The 17876-nt window shown below is 30.8% G+C and carries 16 protein-coding genes; 6 read left to right on the top strand and 10 right to left on the bottom strand.

The window, feature by feature from the left end; translation table 11 throughout:
- The 5 genes from infA to M9C80_03280 form a co-directional block, all read right to left on the bottom strand.
- Positions 1-219 (bottom strand): translation initiation factor IF-1, encoded by a 219-nt coding sequence (infA, locus tag M9C80_03300; protein ID URQ68979.1) that lies wholly within the window; start codon positions 217-219, stop codon positions 1-3.
- 58 nt (positions 220-277) lie between these two features.
- A complete protein-coding gene (locus tag M9C80_03295; GenBank protein URQ68978.1) occupies positions 278-1054 on the bottom strand; it encodes an SDR family oxidoreductase in 777 nt (258 codons plus the stop codon).
- A gap of 2 nt (positions 1055-1056) precedes the next feature.
- Entirely contained in the window at positions 1057-1917 is an 861-nt protein-coding gene (locus M9C80_03290; GenBank protein ID URQ68977.1) for a glutathione S-transferase family protein, read from the bottom strand.
- A 9-nt stretch (positions 1918-1926) separates the two neighbouring features.
- On the bottom strand, positions 1927-2832 hold the full coding sequence (locus M9C80_03285) for a fumarylacetoacetate hydrolase family protein (GenBank protein ID URQ68976.1): 906 nt from the start codon (positions 2830-2832) through the stop codon (positions 1927-1929).
- A gap of 97 nt (positions 2833-2929) precedes the next feature.
- Positions 2930-5401, bottom strand: a complete 2472-nt coding sequence (locus tag M9C80_03280) for a TonB-dependent receptor (protein URQ68975.1) — start codon at positions 5399-5401, stop codon at positions 2930-2932.
- A 163-nt stretch (positions 5402-5564) separates the two neighbouring features.
- Here M9C80_03280 and M9C80_03275 point away from each other — a divergent pair, with 163 nt between their 5' ends.
- The 3 genes from M9C80_03275 to M9C80_03265 all read left to right on the top strand — a co-directional run bounded on the left by M9C80_03275 (position 5565) and on the right by M9C80_03265 (position 8185).
- A complete protein-coding gene (locus M9C80_03275) occupies positions 5565-6422 on the top strand; it encodes a glutathione S-transferase family protein (protein URQ68974.1) in 858 nt (285 codons plus the stop codon).
- A 2-nt stretch (positions 6423-6424) separates the two neighbouring features.
- Positions 6425-7516 (top strand): VOC family protein, encoded by a 1092-nt coding sequence (locus M9C80_03270; protein URQ68973.1) that lies wholly within the window; start codon positions 6425-6427, stop codon positions 7514-7516.
- Between the two features lie 135 nt (positions 7517-7651).
- A complete protein-coding gene (locus tag M9C80_03265) occupies positions 7652-8185 on the top strand; it encodes a malonic semialdehyde reductase (protein URQ70196.1) in 534 nt (177 codons plus the stop codon).
- On the opposite strand, the gene M9C80_03260 is transcribed toward M9C80_03265, so the two are convergent.
- The 4 genes from M9C80_03260 to M9C80_03245 are packed head-to-tail and all read right to left on the bottom strand — an operon-like array spanning position 8178 to position 12767.
- A complete protein-coding gene (locus M9C80_03260) occupies positions 8178-9032 on the bottom strand; it encodes a glutathione S-transferase (protein URQ68972.1) in 855 nt (284 codons plus the stop codon). The two genes, M9C80_03265 and M9C80_03260, sit on opposite strands and share 8 nt — an antisense overlap.
- A complete protein-coding gene (locus tag M9C80_03255) occupies positions 9016-10587 on the bottom strand; it encodes an arylsulfatase (GenBank protein ID URQ68971.1) in 1572 nt (523 codons plus the stop codon). Before M9C80_03255 ends, M9C80_03260 begins: the two co-directional genes overlap by 17 nt.
- An 18-nt stretch (positions 10588-10605) precedes the next feature.
- Complete coding sequence (locus M9C80_03250) at positions 10606-11196, bottom strand: TetR family transcriptional regulator (GenBank protein URQ68970.1); 591 nt, start codon at positions 11194-11196, stop codon at positions 10606-10608.
- A complete protein-coding gene (locus M9C80_03245; GenBank protein ID URQ68969.1) occupies positions 11193-12767 on the bottom strand; it encodes a bifunctional 3-(3-hydroxy-phenyl)propionate/3-hydroxycinnamic acid hydroxylase in 1575 nt (524 codons plus the stop codon). Before M9C80_03245 ends, M9C80_03250 begins: the two co-directional genes overlap by 4 nt.
- 84 nt (positions 12768-12851) lie before the next feature.
- Here M9C80_03245 and mmsA point away from each other — a divergent pair, with 84 nt between their 5' ends.
- From mmsA to M9C80_03230, 3 genes are read left to right on the top strand one after another with little or no spacing between them, the layout of a single operon-like run.
- Positions 12852-14339: a CoA-acylating methylmalonate-semialdehyde dehydrogenase gene (gene mmsA / locus M9C80_03240; protein URQ68968.1), complete on the top strand. Its 1488-nt coding sequence runs from the start codon at positions 12852-12854 to the stop codon at positions 14337-14339.
- Between the two features lies 1 nt (position 14340).
- Positions 14341-15594, top strand: coding sequence for a hypothetical protein (locus M9C80_03235; GenBank protein ID URQ68967.1), 1254 nt, complete (start codon positions 14341-14343; stop codon positions 15592-15594).
- Between the two features lie 3 nt (positions 15595-15597).
- On the top strand, positions 15598-17004 hold the full coding sequence (locus M9C80_03230; GenBank protein ID URQ68966.1) for a pyruvate carboxylase subunit B: 1407 nt from the start codon (positions 15598-15600) through the stop codon (positions 17002-17004).
- On the opposite strand, the gene M9C80_03225 is transcribed toward M9C80_03230, so the two are convergent.
- Complete coding sequence (locus M9C80_03225) at positions 17001-17864, bottom strand: haloalkane dehalogenase (GenBank protein ID URQ68965.1); 864 nt, start codon at positions 17862-17864, stop codon at positions 17001-17003. The genes M9C80_03230 and M9C80_03225 overlap by 4 nt on opposite strands.
- Between the last annotated feature and the right edge of the window lie 12 nt (positions 17865-17876).

The raw sequence follows: 17876 nt of genomic DNA, 5'->3' as shown, positions 1-17876 counted from the left end.
CTATCTTCCTCGAAAAGTTATACGACCAATAGTAAGATCATAGGGCGTCATCTCAACTTTAACTTTATCACCAGTTAGGATACGAATATAATGTTTTCTCATCTTTCCTGAAATATGAGCAGTTATAATATGATCATTTTCAAGTTTAACTTTAAATTTAGTATTAGGAAGAGTCTCGATAACTTCTCCTTCAAATTCTAGATGATCTTCTTTTGCCATTAATTGTATTTTACACCAATAAACACTTATCTTTTGAATATTTTAGCTGTTAACATCTTTATAATAGATTAGTAGAACTTCCACCATCAATAGCAATGCTTTGACCAGTTATGTATGATGCTTGCTCTGAGCACAAAAAAGTACATATTCCTGAAAACTCATTTACAGTACCCATTCTCTTTGCAGGAATACCATCTTCTACTATTTTTAATGTCTCATCAAAGGACATGTTTGCAACTTTAGCTTGGTAGTTGATAATATTGATTTGTCTGTCTGTTGCAATTCGTTCAGGTAGTAAATTATTGATTGTAATATTATATTGGGATACCTCTCTAGATAATGCTTTTGATAAACCATGTAATCCCGATCTTGCTGATGTAGATAATCCCATCATTAAGTGAGGATTTTTAACCATTGCAGATGTAATATTAATTATTCTTCCAAATTTTCTTTCTTTCATACCAGGAATTACAGATTGCATTAAAAGTGCTGATTGTGTGAAATTTGATTTTATTGCATCAAGAAAGTTTTGTTCTTTCCATTCAAAAAAATTACCTGGCGGCGGTCCGCCGCTATTATTAATTAAGATGTCAGGCCTTGGACATTTTTCTAACAATTTTTCTTGTGTATCCTTCTCTTCAAGTAAACCTAAAACTGCCTGTACCTTATAATTTTTATCCTTGAATTCATTAAATGTATTATTTAAATTTTTTTTATTTGTGCCATTAATAGTTATTTCAACACCTTCTTTAGCTAATTCTTCTGCACACGCTTTACCTAACCCTCTGCTTGATGCACAAACTATTGCTTTTTTTCCATTTAGTTTTAATTCCATAATTACTTTTTTTTCTTAATAAGCATTTTTTTTAACTTGTCTGTATGGGGATTTATATTATCTGGAAATGCCTCTTTTAATAATTGATCATGATCCGAAAAATTAATAATTCCTTGTTTATAACTTTTTCTAGTTTTTAATTTTTCCCAAAAATATCCAACATTCTTAAGCTCATCCATTTCAAGAATCGAATCCATTCTTAAATCTACTAAACGATGTAAACAACACATTAAATTAATATCAGCATGTGAAAAATCGTTAAACAAAAACTCTTTATCATTTAAAGCAGTCTCTAATTCAAGAATTCCTTTTACAAAACCCTTATAAGCAATTGGACCAATTTTATTTTTTAAAGAAAAAAAATACATTAACAAAAAAGCTCTTTTTCTTTCTGGTCTTGGATGTTTTTTTAGAATTTTCCAAATTGCACTAAAGCTTAACTTTTTTATCATATTTTCAATTAAACCAGCTGAGAATAAAGGTATTGAAGTACCAATTGTTTTTCCCAGTGGAACACCTTCAGTAATAGTTGTATTATTTACCCAATTTCTTAATTTATTTCTTTCAGTTTTATCTTCAGGCCATAATTTAATTGATATATTTCCATCAATAGAGTCTATTCTTTCAATAATTACTGCACTATCTCTTACTAATTCATTATCTATTTTAAGAACAGGTACAACACCAGTTGGATTAACATTAGTTAAAAAATTATCACTTAAGTTATCAGCTTCTTCATAATGATCACATAATTTTATAATTTCACCGTCAAAATTTAAGCCTTTTTCATAAAGCGCAACCCTTACCATTTGACTGCAAAGTGACCACTTTGCGTGGTAAAGGTAAATATTTGGATGATTCATTAAGTTAAATCAATCTTTTTTTGGCATTTTGCTTTTAATAAATTCTGGTATAAATGAAGCATTTGAGTGATCTGCAATTCTTACACATTTATTTTCTAAAGTACCAATTCCTTCAATAGTAGTTTTTAGAATATCGCCATTTTTAAGAAGTTTGCCTTGTGTAGCTCCAACACCAGCTGGAGTTCCTGTAAATATTAAATCACCCGTATTTAGAGTTATAAATTCAGAAATGTAAGAAATAATATATGGAATATCAAAAATAAAATCACTAGTGTTGTCTTTTTGTCTTAATTCATCATTCACATAACATTCGAGATTTAGCGATTCTTTATTATCAAATGCATTTGGTGATACTAAGAAAGGACCAATAGGTCCAAATGTATCAAAAGATTTACCAAGATTAAATTGAGGTGGTATTGCATGAAATTGAACAGATCTATCAGATATATCCTGACCAACTGTTAATCCTGCAACATGATTCCATGCATTTTCTTTAGTTATATTTTTTCCAGACTTACCAATTACTGCTACTAATTCTGCTTCATAATCAACAATATCACTTCTCATTTCTATATCTTCAAATGGACCAGTTATACACGTTGTATGTTTTGTGAAGATCATTGGGAAGGGTGGTATTTCCATTCCACTTTCCTCAGCATGATTTTTATAATTTAAACCAACAGCAAAACAATTTCTTGAATTGGTTACAGGTGGACCTAATTGAATATTATCAATTGTTCCTTTGGATTTAAAATTAACTATATTATTCGATAAATCATTTAATATATCTATTGATTGTAACGATTCAGATGGGTCAGAACTTAATTTACCATTAGAAATTTCTTCAATGTCATAATATGATCCATCTTTAACTAGTGACGACCTACCATTAACATTTGCCAGTTTAAAAGCCATATATTTCTCCTTTATACATATTAGTTATCTAATAATTATTTATCAATATATAAAAACACCTGCATATGCAGGTGTTTTTATATTTATTTTTCAAATCTTATAGATTAACTCTCCAACTAGCACCAACTTGTCTACCAGGTTCAAGATAATGAACATGAGAACCAGAAATAAGAGGTAAATCAACACCAAAAGATCTTCCAGCTTCATCTGTGAGGTTTCTTATAAAAAATGTTAATAAATATTTTTCGTCAGAACTTTCAAGGCCTAATCTGAAATTAACTTTATTAGTTTCAGGTGATAGATTGTCTGGATCTAGATCATTTTGAGAATAATATTCAGCAGTCTTATTCATATCTAAACCTAAAATCATATTTATATCACTATTTATTGGTGTTATGTATTTAGCGTATAAAGATGATGATATATCAGGAGTATAGACACCAGTTTTACCTTTCATATCTTGTGTGCATTCACCAGCGCCGCCACTCGCCGCTAAAAAAGCAACTTCTTGAGCAACAGTACAACTACCTAAGAATACATCAAATGCAAAATCTAAGGTTGATACAGCACCACCGATATATAAACCATCGACAGGTGACCATTCAAAATCTAATTCTACACCTTCAATAGTTGATTCCCCTGCATTTGAGACTTGAAAACTAGCTCCAACAAATGCTGATACTTGCATGTTTATGTATTCTGTTGAAAAAGCTGCTACATTAGCTCTCAAATTTAAATTTGGAAAGTTCATTTTTGCACCAACTTCAGTTGTTGTTGCTTCTTCAGCTTCAAATCTCGCACCATCGCCTGGAGTTGTATAATTTACTGCTGGAACGTTATCAGTTCCATCAAAACCTGCTGCTTTATAACCTTCAGCCCAACTGAGATATAACCTAGTTGAATCTGAGTATTCATAATCTAATTTAAATGATGGTGTAACAGTATCTTCAGAAATTGTCTGAATAGGAAAATCATATGTAGCTCTTCCTAAAGCTCCCATGAAGAATGCTCCAACAAGTGGGTTTAAAGTCGCATTAGCAACTGGATCATGTCCACCTGTTACATCACTTGTATATACTTGTTTATCTTTAAGAGATTTTTCGTCTTCAGAATATCTTACTCCAACAGTAGTAGATAATTTATCTGATATGTCATATTTACCTTGAAAGAATACTGACTGACTTTCAGTTGTTAAATCATGAAAGTGATGAGTCTTTGCATTTCTAGCTGTGAGTCGCCCACCTGTCATTGCTATCATCAGTGATTGCGCATTAAGACCTAAAGCCTGTTGTGTAACGGCACCTAAAATCATTGGATTTCCAAGTGTACCATCAACATATGCTTCATTTTGAAAGGAGTACTCTGTATCTTCTAGAAAAAATCCTGCAATATAACTAAACCTATCATTTAGTTGAGATGAAATCACTAATTCATGAGTAGTAGCATCATTTTGTTCATTTCCACTTACGCCTATGAAACTTAAGGGTGTAAAGTCAGCATCAGCTCCTTCTGTAAAGTCATATTCTGATATAGATGTTGTCCAATTAATATCGATATTTCCTCTAGTTGTCGATAAATTTATTATCATATTCTCAGAATCAATTGTTCCGCCATTTGGATTTGTACCAAAAGTACCATCTTGGTAGGATGCAAAATCTTGTCCAGCAATAATATTAGGATAAGCAATACTGCCAACAGTAAATGCTGCAATTGCTGGAACTTTACCAGCAGCTTGAAGTATAGGAGGAGGAGCAGCTAATCCCCATTTAGTTAAACTTGAATGTTGACCAACTCTGTCATAGCTTGATTTAAATAACTTTATATTTGCTGCAAATTCATCGTTTTCAAAAAGAAAAGTTGTCCTAAAAGCTCGAGATTCAGTATTCGGTTCAGGATCGCCATTTTTGAATAAATTTTTAACCCATCCATCTGCTTCATTTGTCATTAAAGCAACTCTCATAGCCATATTTTCATTAAGTGGGATATTCGAAGCGGCTTGAATCTTTGTTGATCTCGTTTCATTTATAGTTTCCCATGAAACGCTTGCATCATATCCGCCACCTATTTCAGGGCTTTTGCTAACAGTGTTTATGACACCAGCGATAGTATTTTTACCAAACAAAACACCTTGCGTTCCTTTTAATACTTCAACTCTCTCAACATCTAGTAAAGGAACTGTATATTGCTGACTTCTTGTAACAGGCATATTATCTACGAATTGTGTTACGGACTGTTCAAAACCTTTATTTGTGCCAGAACCAACACCTCTCATATAAATAGATTGCTCTTGTACGCCTTTTGCAACTTGAAGGCCTGGTACATATGCTGCTAATTCTTCCCATGAAGTAGTTCCGATATCTTCAAGTCTTTCGCTTGACACAACTTGAATTGATATAGGTACTTCTGATAAACCTTCTTCAACCTTTTGAGCTGTAACAATTACTTCTTCAAGTCGCGAATCAGATTGTGAAAAAGTGTTAACTGACATAACTAATGCCAATATTACAAAAAATGTTTTATAAATAGCTAAGACTATATTTTGTTTAATAACAGATGTAGTATATAACATAAAATCCCCCTGATTTATTATCGTTAAAAATATTCTATCCAATTGGATAAAAATACACAACAAATAATGCTCATTTATATGTATATATAATATGAATACTTTAAATAAATAATTAATTTTTTAAGAACTAGTCAATTGACTAAAAATATTATATTATTTTGATATGTCAAATTTAACACTTTATGGATATGGTGAATCTGTTGCATCAAATATGGCTAGACTAGCTTTATCTGAAAAGAAAATAAAATTCAACTATAACTTAGTTTATCTTGAGTCAAAAGGCGATCATTTAAGAGATTCATATAAAAAACTTAATCCAAAAACATTAATTCCAACACTACTTGCAGATAACAAGCCAATACCAGACAGCATTGAAATCATGAAATACATTGATAAAGAGTTTCCAAATCAAGGTGAATCATTATTTCCTCCTGATGATAAAGAATTTAATAAATTATTAGATTATCTATTTTTAGATGACGAAAAAGAACTTGGTGAAACGTTTGGAACGACTGGAGGAGGTATCTCAATACCTGTATTAGCTAGATTATTATGCAAAAGATCCTTTTTTAGTGTTTTATGGGATTATTTAAAAAATCATGGTGTTAATAAAAGAAAACCAATATTTATTATGGTTAGATTGTTAGGAGGTCCACCACCAGGTGTTTATAAAAAAATGATGTCATTTCTAGCAAAGCATCTTATTTATACTGAGAATTATTTAAATCATGGTAAACAATTTATATATGGTGATTCATATTCAGCAGCTGATTGTTGTTTAACGGCCTTATTACATAGAGTTCAAGAAATGAGATTTTATGGAGTTTTTGATGGTAAAAAACTTCCAAATTTATCAAAATATTGGAATAATATTTCATCTAGACCTAGTTATACGGAAGCTATAATTAATTATGAAACAGGTGAATGGAAACCAGAATTGATAGGTTTGTACGGAGAGGGTCCAAATGATCATAATGATTTACTATGGACAGAAATTAATAAATTAATAGAGGAGAAATAATTATGACTAAACCAATATGCAAAGTAGCAGACATTATTTATGTAAGGTTTGAACTTACAGAATTTGAAGCTCAGAAAAAATATCTAAATCACTTCGGAATGATGCTTGCCCACGAGGATGAAAATAGTATTTTCTTTAGAGGCACTGGAACTTCACCGTATATTTATGTAGCGACTAAAGGCGAAGAAAATAAGTATATAGGATCGGCTTATAAAGCAAATAATTATTCTGACTTAGAAGCGCTTTCTAAAGAATTTAATGTACCTATTGTTGATAATATCGAACCTGGTGGTGGACATAAAGTAACTGTTATGGACCCTGATGGTATTGAAGTAGAAGTTTGTCATGGAATGAGTGAATCTGAACCAGTTGCGGTTGTATCTAAAGTTTTAAATACAGGTCAATCCAAACAAAGAGAAAATGTTCTTCAACGTTTTGGGAAAGCTGCAGATGAATGGCAAGTTCATGGAGATAAATGGGTTTATGAACTAACTTCAAAAGTAAAAAGATTAGGCCACACAGCAATCAATTGTAAAGATCCTCAAGCATCAGTTGAATGGTATTCAAATGTTTTAGGTTTTTTAGTTAGCAATAATTGTATAGGGCCTGATGGAAACTCAATGGGAGCTTTCATGAGATGTGATATGGGTGATAAACCAGTTGATCATCACACAATGAATAATATGGGCTTACCAGGTGGCCTAGGGGTACCTACATATGGCCATGCTGGATATGAGGTTACTGACTCTGTTGATGATTTGATGGCTGGTCATTACCATATGAAAACAGTTGATGAGTATTACCATGAATGGGGAATTGGTAGACATCTTTTAGGAAGTCAAATGTATGATTATTGGAGAGATCCACATGGTTTTACACATGAACATTGGACAGATGGAGATTTAATAAATTCTTCTGTTGAGCCAGAAAATTCTAACTTTAGAGATTTGGCAATGGCTCAATACGGTCCTGAAGTTCCAAGTACTTTTGGTATAACAATGCCTGTTGATCAGATTGATAAAGCAAGGGCTGAGAATCCAACAATTGCTACTACGATCAAGGAAATGGAAATTGCTGCTAAAAAAGAGGCATAATTTAAAGTGATTGAATTAACAGATGATCAAAAGAAGGCTGTAGCTGAGGCACAAGCTAAATTTACAAAATTAAAAGATAACGCAGAACATATAACTTCATCCCAACTTGATTTATTGTTTGGCGAAGCAAGAAGTATGAATGGCTGGCAGGATAAAGATATCGATGATTCATTAATACATAAAATTTATGAATTAACAAAAATGGGTCCAACGAGCACTAATTGTTGCCCAGCAAGATTTAAATTTATTAAATCCAATGAATCTAAAGAAAAACTTAAAGAAGCACTGTTACCTAATAATGTTCCAAAAGTTATGACAGCACCAGTAATCGCGATAATTGGATATGATTTAGACTTTGCTGACAATATGGGAAAACTTTTTCCTCATATGGATGTAGCGCCTATGTACAAAAATAATGATGATATGAATACATCGACAGCATTTAGAAATAGCTCACTTCAAGGAGCATATTTTATGATGGTATCAAGAGCTCTTGGTTTAGATTGTGGTCCCATGTCAGGTTTTAATAATCAATTAGTTGATGAAAAGTTTTTTGCTGGTACAAATATAAAATCAAATTTTTTATGTTGTATTGGTTATGGTGATCCGTCAAAAATATTTATGAGATTACCAAGATTAGATTTTGAAGATGTTTGTGAAATTATCTAACGATATTTTTTAAAAGATTACCAGTAAAAAAGTTATATAATCTAAAGATATTCACTATTATTTGCAATGGAAGACCTTCCTTAACCTCGTTTGAAAAATTTTTATTACATTTTAATTTTTTGTACCATTTATTCGTATTTGGATACTTATTTTTAAGATCAAAACCAGCTTTAACTATTCTATTAATGTTTATGAACCATGCTATATCTAGGACTGTGATCTGATTATTTAATATATAACTATTTTTAGTTAACTTTAGTTCAATTTTATTTACTGCTTCAGAAAATTTTTTAAAGGATTCATTAACTTGTTCATCAGTAATTCCAAACTTGTGATGATTCATCCAAAAATCGATTTCTTTGTTCTTCTTTATATCAATCTCACCTTTTATAGTTCCTTTATTATTTTTTTTATTTTTTAATTTTTTTAAATCTTTCTTACCTAGAAAATGAGGCACTATAAATCTAAAAGTTAATATTCTTAAATCTTGGTGTAAGCTATCCTCATACTCCAAACTTTCTTCGATCTCTTTAATATATTTAATGGGAATAAGATTAATATTTGAATTAATAGATTCTATAAAAAACATTATGTAGTTACTTTCAATATAAACATTTCCATCATAAACAAGGGTAGGGACCAAACCCCTCGGATTTATACCTAAAAACCAATCACCGAATTGTTCTTGTTTTTGAAGATTTATTTGATGCGATTTCCATTCAATTTTTTTAAGACTAAGAAAAATTCTTAATTTTTGGGAACATGCTGATCCATAGAAATGCAATAGATGATAGCCTTTCCAATTGAAAACTTCTTTGGTTTTAATGTCACTAGGATCTAGCTGCACTATACTTTCTTATAATTAATATTACTGATATTAATAATATAAATGCTCCTAAAACTTTATACTTATTTGCCAATATAAGTATCCAGATAAAAATTAGATTAGCCTTAAATGTAGGTGGAGGTGATTTAAGTTCATAATCACGCACTAACCAAGGCTCTCCAATAAATCTTTCATCATCTGTAAATCTATCACCCCAAAGGTACATCATCACAGGATCTATAATAGGTGGATTCATCCATAATGTTTGGTTGTCTATTGTTTCTTTCATTTCTAAAAAAATAGATTGGTGAATTTGTGATAAATCTTTTGTTTCAAATGGATCTTCGATGATGTTAAATAGTTCATATACTTTTGGGCCATTCGTTTGAACATTTTGTCTATAGTACAACTTCCACTTTCCATTAAATAATGCTCTCTCATCATTAATTATAATATTCCCAGTATGTACATTAACAGGATCTTTAATTTCGTTGTTTAAAATTTCATTCCAACGATTAATACCCGTGAATTTAGAATTATCAACATTGATTGAGGCTGCAGATAAAAGTGTTGGTAATATATCCTGTGCAAAGAAAAATTGTTCAGATTTTGATTTTTCTAATACGCCTTTCCAATAGAAAACGGCTGGCACTCTTATTCCACCTTCATAAGCACTCATCTTGCTACCTTTAAGTTTCCCTGAGCTGCCTCTAGCACTCATTAAATCTGGAGCAATTACGTTTGCAATTGGGTCGATATCAAAAACTGGTCCGTTGTCACTAAAAAAAAGGATAATAGTATCTTCAAGAATACCTTTATCTTCAACACTTTGTATTATTTTTCCAATCTCTCTATCAAGTGAATATATATTTGCTGCATATTTTCTTTCGTAAATATCCTCAATATCTTTAAACAATTCAATATCACTATTCTCAGCTTGTATAGGTGTATGCGGGGCATTAAATGCAACATATAAAAAAAGAGGTTTATCTTCATTAATATTTTCAATTATTCTTACTGCTTCATCAGCAATTAAAGTTGTAGAGTAACCATCTTCATATAAAGGTATACTATTTCTGTGCCAATCTAATCTTCCTGAAAATGCATGATCAAAGTAACCAATACCACCCATCAAATGACCATAAGTTGAATCAAAGCCACGATTTATTGGAAGAAAACCTTCTTCAGACATTCCAAGATGCCATTTACCAGATAGAGCAGTTTGATAGCCAGCTTCTTTGAAGTACTCAGGCATTATTTTATGTTCTAAAGGCATTCCATGTGATTCAACTCTTGGATTAGCGAAAGGACGAACTACTCCATTAGCAAAACTATTAATACCTGTTAGCATCGTAGCTCTTGTTGGACTGCATGATGGATCGCTATAAAATCTATTCATTTCAAGACCTTTTGATACTAATTCATCGATATTAGGTGTTGGTATTGACCCACCATGATATGAAACATCACCCCAACCTAAATCATCGGTAAGAATTATAATTATATTTGGTTTGCCATCCATTAAGAATGATATTAACAATGGTAGCAGTAAAATAGTTTTACTTCTTAAAAACATAATATTCCCCTAAATATATTATTTTTTAATTAATTCATTTATATATGCACTTCTTGATTTTAAGAAGTATGACATAAATACTTCTTTATCTTTTTTTTTCATATCCAAAACAACATCTATATATGAATCCATCATACTTAACCCATACTCCAGCACACATGCAATTGCTACAGCCGCTTTCATTTCACTTGATACTGCATTTTTTTTTGTTGCTACTCTTAACTGTTGAATTAATGCTCTGGGAATTGATAATCCTTCATCTATTTCAAGTGTAGCGAGCTGTAATTGGTCGTCAGCAACAGCTTTAATTATTGCTTTAAAGTATTCTGGATCAGTCTTAGCAACTGATTCATTACCTAAATTGTGAATATTAACCTTTCTTCGATCAAGTTTTTGAACATGTTCAAAAGCAAGTTGCTTATAGGTAGCTTCTAACAAACCTTTTTTCCCGCCAAAATAATGGTGTATTTGTCCATGATTTACGCCAGCATGGTCTGCAATATCTCTTATAGTAATTTTATTTGGTCCAAGATCACATATTAATTCACTAGCAGCCTGAATAAGTTTTTGTTCTACATCCTCTCTTTTTGAACTTTTTATTTTTGTCATTGAATTTCGCTAATTAATTTATTAGTCAACTGATCAATATCATTAATTATATTTGTATTATCTACACAACCGTATATGTGTTTATCTGGTCTTATTATTGCTGCAGAAATATTATTTACCTTAGACCATTTAAATATTTTTTTATCTTTATTGAACTCATTAGTTTCATCTATATGAAAAATATTCTTTCCAAATATAGAAGAAGAACTAAGTTTTTTAATTTCATTAACTATATTAATACTATTATCAAAGACAAGTAATCCAAAATTGTTACCGATATACTCATCAAACAACTTGTTATCTTTTTTTAATGCTAGGGAAGGGTGCGGTATGATTACTCCATTTGCTTTATTAGGAAATAAATCTGTATCGATATTACCTTTTTTTATTCGCCATGAATAAGCAATTCTTAAATTGTCTAAAAGCTTAGGAATATATTTTGAAATATTTAAATAAATATCTCTTATGTATGCTTTAAATCTATCTTGACTTCCAATTATGTCACCCTGTTTAATAGCATTTCTAATAGTAAAATCAACAACACCTTTTCGTTCAAGTGAATACATTTCTAGTATTTTAGTATTCATTACATTGTTTCTTACGCCGGTTAATCTCCAACATAGATTATAGGCATCTTTTATACCTTGGCATAAACCTTGACCCAAGAATGGAGGCATTTGATGAGCAGCATCACCAAGAAGAAAACAATTATTGTACTTAAAATTTTTTGCCAAAACACCATGATATGTATAAGCTTTAGATCTTAATAATTTACCGCTCGAAAGAGGTATATCTGGATTAATTCTCCACAAATGAGGCTTCATCATACTTCGAATATTATCCTCATTTTCAAGATGGTCTAAGTCGTCATCATGATTTATTTTAAATTCCCATCTCACATGTTGACCTACAACAGGGACAATAGTTGTAGGTCTTTTGTAATCACAAATTTGGTATCTATCAGAATTTACTTTATATTTTTTATCAACTAAGTAGTCAGCAACTATCCAATTTTCATCACATTTATAATCATGAGATTCTATATTTAAATATTTTCTTACAAAACTGTTTGCTCCATCACATCCCAATAAATACTCACATGATAATGAATCTGTTTCATTGGTATCAGTATTAATTATTTCTAGATTATTTTTATTTTCTTTTGATACAATTTTTGTGAGTTTGTTACCAAGCATAAAATCAATATTTGTATACTCAGAAGCACGATCTCTAAGAAGTTTTTCAAAGATTGGTTGATTGAAAAATACACTTTCATTATAACCATTTGGTGGTGCTTTATGTTCTGTTCCAAAATAAACAATTTCTTTACCTTTATTATTTAAAAATGTTATTCCTGTCATTGGATGAATTATTTTAGAAACTTCATCCATAATTCCCATAGACTGAAAAATTCTTTGAGTTTGACCATCAAAGTGAACGGCTCTAGGTATATCCCATATATCTAACTTTGGTTCAATTAGAGCGATGGTAAATCCTTGCTTTGCAAATAAGTTTGCGGTTACTGCACCTACAGGACCATAACCAATAATAGCTATATCGTAATGTTTCATTTTTATAAATTTATTGATTAATTTTAGTCAAGTGGATAGAGTAGTCAATGTAAATGTTAAAATATTAAAAAAAGGCATTAATAAATGTACAAAGTAGATAATTTTATAAATGGCGAATCTAGTTCTGATTCAACTGAATCTTCAAAAATATTAAATCCCTCATATGGAAAAGAAATTGGTGAGGTAGCTCATGCTTCAAGAGAATCAATAGATACAGCTATTGAATGTGCAGCTGATGCTTTTAATGAATGGTCAAAAACAGGTTTAGGCTATAGAGCTGAATTAATCCTTAAATTTAGACAGCTTGTAATTGAAAATACAAATAAAATTCTTGATATATGCATCTCTGAATGTGGAAAGACAAAGCCTGATGCAGCAGCTGAGCTTGATAGAGCAATTCAGGCATTAACACATATTTCTGGTGTTCAACATTACTATCCAACTCATTATAGTCAAAATGTCTCACGGGGAATTGATATTGCAGATTTAAGATATCCAATTGGTGTAGTTGCAGGAGTAGGACCTTTCAATTTTCCAATTTTAATACCTATCCTTCAAAGCGCAATGGCTTTGGCTACTGGAAATACTTCTATATGCAAACCTAGTGAAAAAGTACCATCTATTGCAAGATTATATGGAGATTTATATAAACAAGCAGGGTTGCCTGATGGTTGTTATAACGTCTTAAATGGAGGCAAAAATGTAGTAGAACAAATAGTTTGTCATAAAAAAGTTGATGGTCTTGCTTTTATTGGGAGTACAGGTGTAGCTAAAAGTTTAAAAATGCTTGGTATTGAAAATAATACTAAGGTACAAGCTCTTGGGGGTGGAAAAAATCATATGATAGTTCTTCCAGATGCAGATCTTGATATGGCAGCAGATGCAGCAGTGTCTGCGAGCTTTGGAGCAGCTGGTCAAAGATGCATGGCTGTGTCAGTGGTTGTAGCAGTTGGCAATATTGCAGATGATTTAGTTGCAAAAATAAAAGAGAGAATACCAAATTTGGTTATGGGTGTTACAGATGATGAATCTACTGAATTAGGTCCTGTAATAGGTTATGAAAATAAGAAAAGAATATATTCTTTTATTGAGTCTGCAGAACCTGATGGAGCAAAACTTGTAGTTGATGGTAGGATTCAATCAGATAAGTTAGAGGGTTGTTTTGTTGGGCCAACTTTAATAGACAATGTAAAGCCAGGAATGAGTGTTTATGATTATGAAATATTTGGTCCAGTGCTATCATTCGTAAGAGCTGATTCTTACGACCATGCAATGAAAATCGCACATATTCATAAATTAGGTAACGGAGCTGCTTTATTTACCAGAGATGGTGGTGTTGCAAAGAAGTGGTCAGAAGAAATTCAAGCTGGTTCAGTAGGAATAAATGTCCCCATTCCATTGCCAACATATGCGCATAGTTTTGGTGGTTGGAAAGATAGTGGTTTTTCTGAGACTAAAGCATTTGGTCCGTCATCAATAGATTTTTATACAAAAACAAAATCTCTTACAACGAGATGGCCCAATCCGTCAGATAGTAAAGTTGACTTAGGTTTTCCTAAAATAGACAAATAGATTGCTAGATAAACTTCTTCAGACAATAATTTATATAGCATTCATTTTTGTTGACCTATATATTTACTTGAGAATATTTTATAGAGAAAAATTATTTAATAAGTCTTTAATTAACAATATATCGTTCAATAAATATTATGTTTTACTTAATGATGAAAAGCACTCTGTAACAGAATTAGGTGATAAAAATGCTGATTCAAACAATACATTAATTCTCATAGGCGGTATACCTTCAGATCCAACTGAGTCAATGATGTGGCTCGCCAAGGAACTGTATTACTTAAACCCATCTTTGAGAATAATAATATTGCATATGCCATATTATGAAAATCATTTTAAAATATCACCCTCACATCTATATTCTAAAAATGATGGATTAAGTATTTTTCATAATTCAATAAATTTAAAATCAACTAAAATTGATCCTAGATTTAGTCATATCAATCAATCTAAGACTGTAGATTTAATCCTTGAAAAACTTAGCATTAATAAAGCACATTTAATTGGTCATGATAGAGGAGCAGTAATTTTAGAAAATCTTTGTATGTATAACCCCTCAAGAGTATTGAGTTATTCAAGAGCTGCACAATTATGGAATTATTTGGATCCTGAATGGGAAAAATTAGCACCAGCAATATGTGTTGGGCCACCACACTCAATGATGGCCATAAGACATCAATTTAGAGTGTTGTTTTTAATGATTATGTTTGGAAGCAAACCACTTCATTTACTCTCAGAAAGTTTTAAAAATAATGCAATCAAATCTAAAAAAGGATCAGATCTTTATGATCGTTACACACATCTAAAATACAAAACTCAGGTTGCGTATAAAAAATTTTATTATAAGTTTCAACAGTCAATACTCCAAGGTGGTGTTAAAAAAGAAGTTGATGCAAGAGTTGGTTTAATGAAATTATCAATTCCAATAATGCAGTTCCAAGGACAGGATGAATTTAAAAAAACTAAAAGTGGTGATTACATATCAGATCAGCCCTATTTTGGTGTTTATAATCTTTTTAGAAACGAAATAGAAGATATTTATCCAGGGTGTGTTTTTCAAGATGAGTCAGAATACAAAAGTGAATTTGTTACAAAAAAAGAACATTATAGTGAGGTTAAATTAAAGAAAGATGCGAGATTTAGCAGATTTTGTTTAATACCAGATTCAGCCCATTTTAACGTAATTGAAAATCCTGAATCATGTGCACATGCTATAAATGACTTTATAAATTCGATTAATAGTAATAATATTTAGCAAGTGATAAATAAAAAACCTAACTTAACAGAATTAGTTCTCAGAGATGGCCAGCAATCACTAATTGCTACTAGAATGTCAATAAAAGACATGATTCCTATTTTACCGAAACTTAATAAAGTTGGTTATGAATCTATCGAAGTTTGGGGTGGAGCAACTTATGATTGTTGTCTTAGATATCTAAATGAAGATCCATGGGTAAGATTATCTATATTTAAAAAATATTTCAAAAATACTAAATTACAGATGTTACTTAGAGGTCAAAATATAGTTGGATATAAAAGATATGATGATTCAGTATTAGAAATTTTTATAAATAATTCGGCAAAGAAAGGTATTGATATATTCAGATCTTTTGATTCTTTGAATGATATAAATAATATTAATAAATCTATAACTTATATCAACAAGACCGGCAAACATTCACAAGGAACCATGGCTTATACAACAAGCCCAATACATGATAATAAATATTGGCTAAAGTTTGCTAAAAAGATCGAAGATGTTGGAGCAAAATCTTTAGCTATAAAGGATATGGCTGGTCTTCTAAGACCGTATGCTGCATATGATTTAATTAAATTACTAAAGAAAAACATGAAAATTCCAATATTCCTTCATTCACATGCTACAACAGGATTATCAGATGCAACAAATATAAAAGCATATGAAGCTGGAGTAGATAATCTAGATGCATCAATTTCATCATTTAGTGGTACATATGGCCATACAGCTACTGAAAGTCTTATTTCTATGATCTATCAAAATGATGAAAATCCTTATGATATGAAATTACTAAATGAAATAAATGTATATTTTTCAAAACTTAGAGAAAAATATAAAAATTTTGAAGGAAGTTTGAAGGGTATCGATACAACAATGCTCTATAACCAAGTACCTGGAGGAATGCTTAGTAATTTAGAGAGACAATTAAAAGATTTAGATCAAGAAGATAAATTTAAACAACTTATAGATGAAATACCTAATATAAGAGCTGATTTGGGTTATGTACCATTGGTAACACCAACATCACAAATAGTTGGTACACAAGCTTTAATGAATATACTTGATGGAGAGAGATATAAGAATTTAACCAACGAAATGATTGATTTGGTGACAGGTAAATATGGAAAAATCCCAGGTAAGATTAGTAATAAATTATTAAAAATAGCTGAAAAAAAAGCTGGTAATCAAGATTGTGAAGCAGAAAAAACTATTGAAATTTACAAAAAAGACTTTAAGGACATTTGTATAAATAACGATTTAAGCAATTTATATAAAAATGAAACTGATCTATTAAATTATATTTTATTCCCAGATGTCGCTGTTAACTACTATATAAAAAGAAAGAATGCCTCTGATAATGAGGTATTTGATTTACAAGAAAGCTTAGGTTTTATAATACCAGATTAGTTTTTTAAATTAGATAGAAATTTTTTAATGCCTTCAGAAATTTCTTCTGGTGAATCTTCCTGGATAAAATGATTCCCTGAAACGGTTATTTCAGTAAGATTATTCCATGTTCTAACTTCATCTCTTTGAGTTCCAACAAGAAGAAAACCTGGTTCGGCGTTTATAAAAAGTTTTGGTATCAATGAATTTTTATGAAACTCTGCATTCAAATTAATTTCTTCGTATACATTACTGGGCTCTCCGTCAAAAGGAATATTCCTTGGCCATGAAAGAGTAGGGCGTCTATCTTCTCCTGAGTTTTTAAATGGTTTTCTATAGTTTTCTTTAACTTCATCATTCATAGGTTTTAAAGGGTCAGTTAATAAAATTCTTTCTACAAAAACATTTTTTTCTAAAACTAATTCTTCACCTGCATCTGATCTAAATAGTTTAAATATTTTTGTACCTATTTCAGGCCATTGATCCCATGAAAGTGGCACAGTTACACCCTCCATAAATGTAATAGATTTTATGAGATCATTGTTTAATCTTGCATATTTTAATCCTAGTCCGCAGCCCCAATCATGAATTATTAAATGAATGGGAGTAAGAATATTAAGCTCACTTAGAAGGGTACTTAAATATTTGTATTGTCCATGAAAATTGTAATCTGGATTATCAATCCCATCTAATTTATCAGAATCCCCCATGCCAATTAAATCAGGAACAATAACTCTATGAGTATTAATAAAGTCGGGTGATATATTTCTCCATAAATATGATGATGAAGGATTTCCATGAATAAATATCATAGTTTCACCATCACCCTCATCATAGTAAGCCATTTTTTTACCAAAAATAGTTAAATATTGTTTTTCCATAATTAGATTATA

The organism is SAR86 cluster bacterium (genome assembly GCA_023703615.1).
In the GTDB taxonomy this organism is placed as follows: Bacteria; Pseudomonadota; Gammaproteobacteria; order Magnimaribacterales; family D2472; genus MED-G85.
Note: the sequence above shows the minus strand (reverse complement) of the source record. Positions and strands in the feature narration are given on the sequence as shown.

Excerpts from the sequence above, each read along its gene's own strand:
- infA (URQ68979.1), bottom strand. The coding sequence starts at position 219 with ATGGCAAAAGAAGATCATCTAGAATTTGAAGGAGAAGTTATCGAGACT.
- M9C80_03295 (URQ68978.1), bottom strand. The coding sequence starts at position 1,054 with ATGGAATTAAAACTAAATGGAAAAAAAGCAATAGTTTGTGCATCAAGC.
- M9C80_03290 (URQ68977.1), bottom strand. The coding sequence starts at position 1,917 with ATGAATCATCCAAATATTTACCTTTACCACGCAAAGTGGTCACTTTGC.
- M9C80_03285 (URQ68976.1), bottom strand. The coding sequence starts at position 2,832 with ATGGCTTTTAAACTGGCAAATGTTAATGGTAGGTCGTCACTAGTTAAA.
- M9C80_03280 (URQ68975.1), bottom strand. The coding sequence starts at position 5,401 with ATGTTATATACTACATCTGTTATTAAACAAAATATAGTCTTAGCTATT.
- M9C80_03275 (URQ68974.1), top strand. The coding sequence starts at position 5,565 with ATGTCAAATTTAACACTTTATGGATATGGTGAATCTGTTGCATCAAAT.
- M9C80_03270 (URQ68973.1), top strand. The coding sequence starts at position 6,425 with ATGACTAAACCAATATGCAAAGTAGCAGACATTATTTATGTAAGGTTT.
- M9C80_03265 (URQ70196.1), top strand. The coding sequence starts at position 7,652 with ATGAATGGCTGGCAGGATAAAGATATCGATGATTCATTAATACATAAA.
- M9C80_03255 (URQ68971.1), bottom strand. The coding sequence starts at position 10,587 with ATGTTTTTAAGAAGTAAAACTATTTTACTGCTACCATTGTTAATATCA.
- M9C80_03250 (URQ68970.1), bottom strand. The coding sequence starts at position 11,196 with ATGACAAAAATAAAAAGTTCAAAAAGAGAGGATGTAGAACAAAAACTT.
- M9C80_03245 (URQ68969.1), bottom strand. The coding sequence starts at position 12,767 with ATGAAACATTACGATATAGCTATTATTGGTTATGGTCCTGTAGGTGCA.
- mmsA (URQ68968.1), top strand. The coding sequence starts at position 12,852 with ATGTACAAAGTAGATAATTTTATAAATGGCGAATCTAGTTCTGATTCA.
- M9C80_03225 (URQ68965.1), bottom strand. The coding sequence starts at position 17,864 with ATGGAAAAACAATATTTAACTATTTTTGGTAAAAAAATGGCTTACTAT.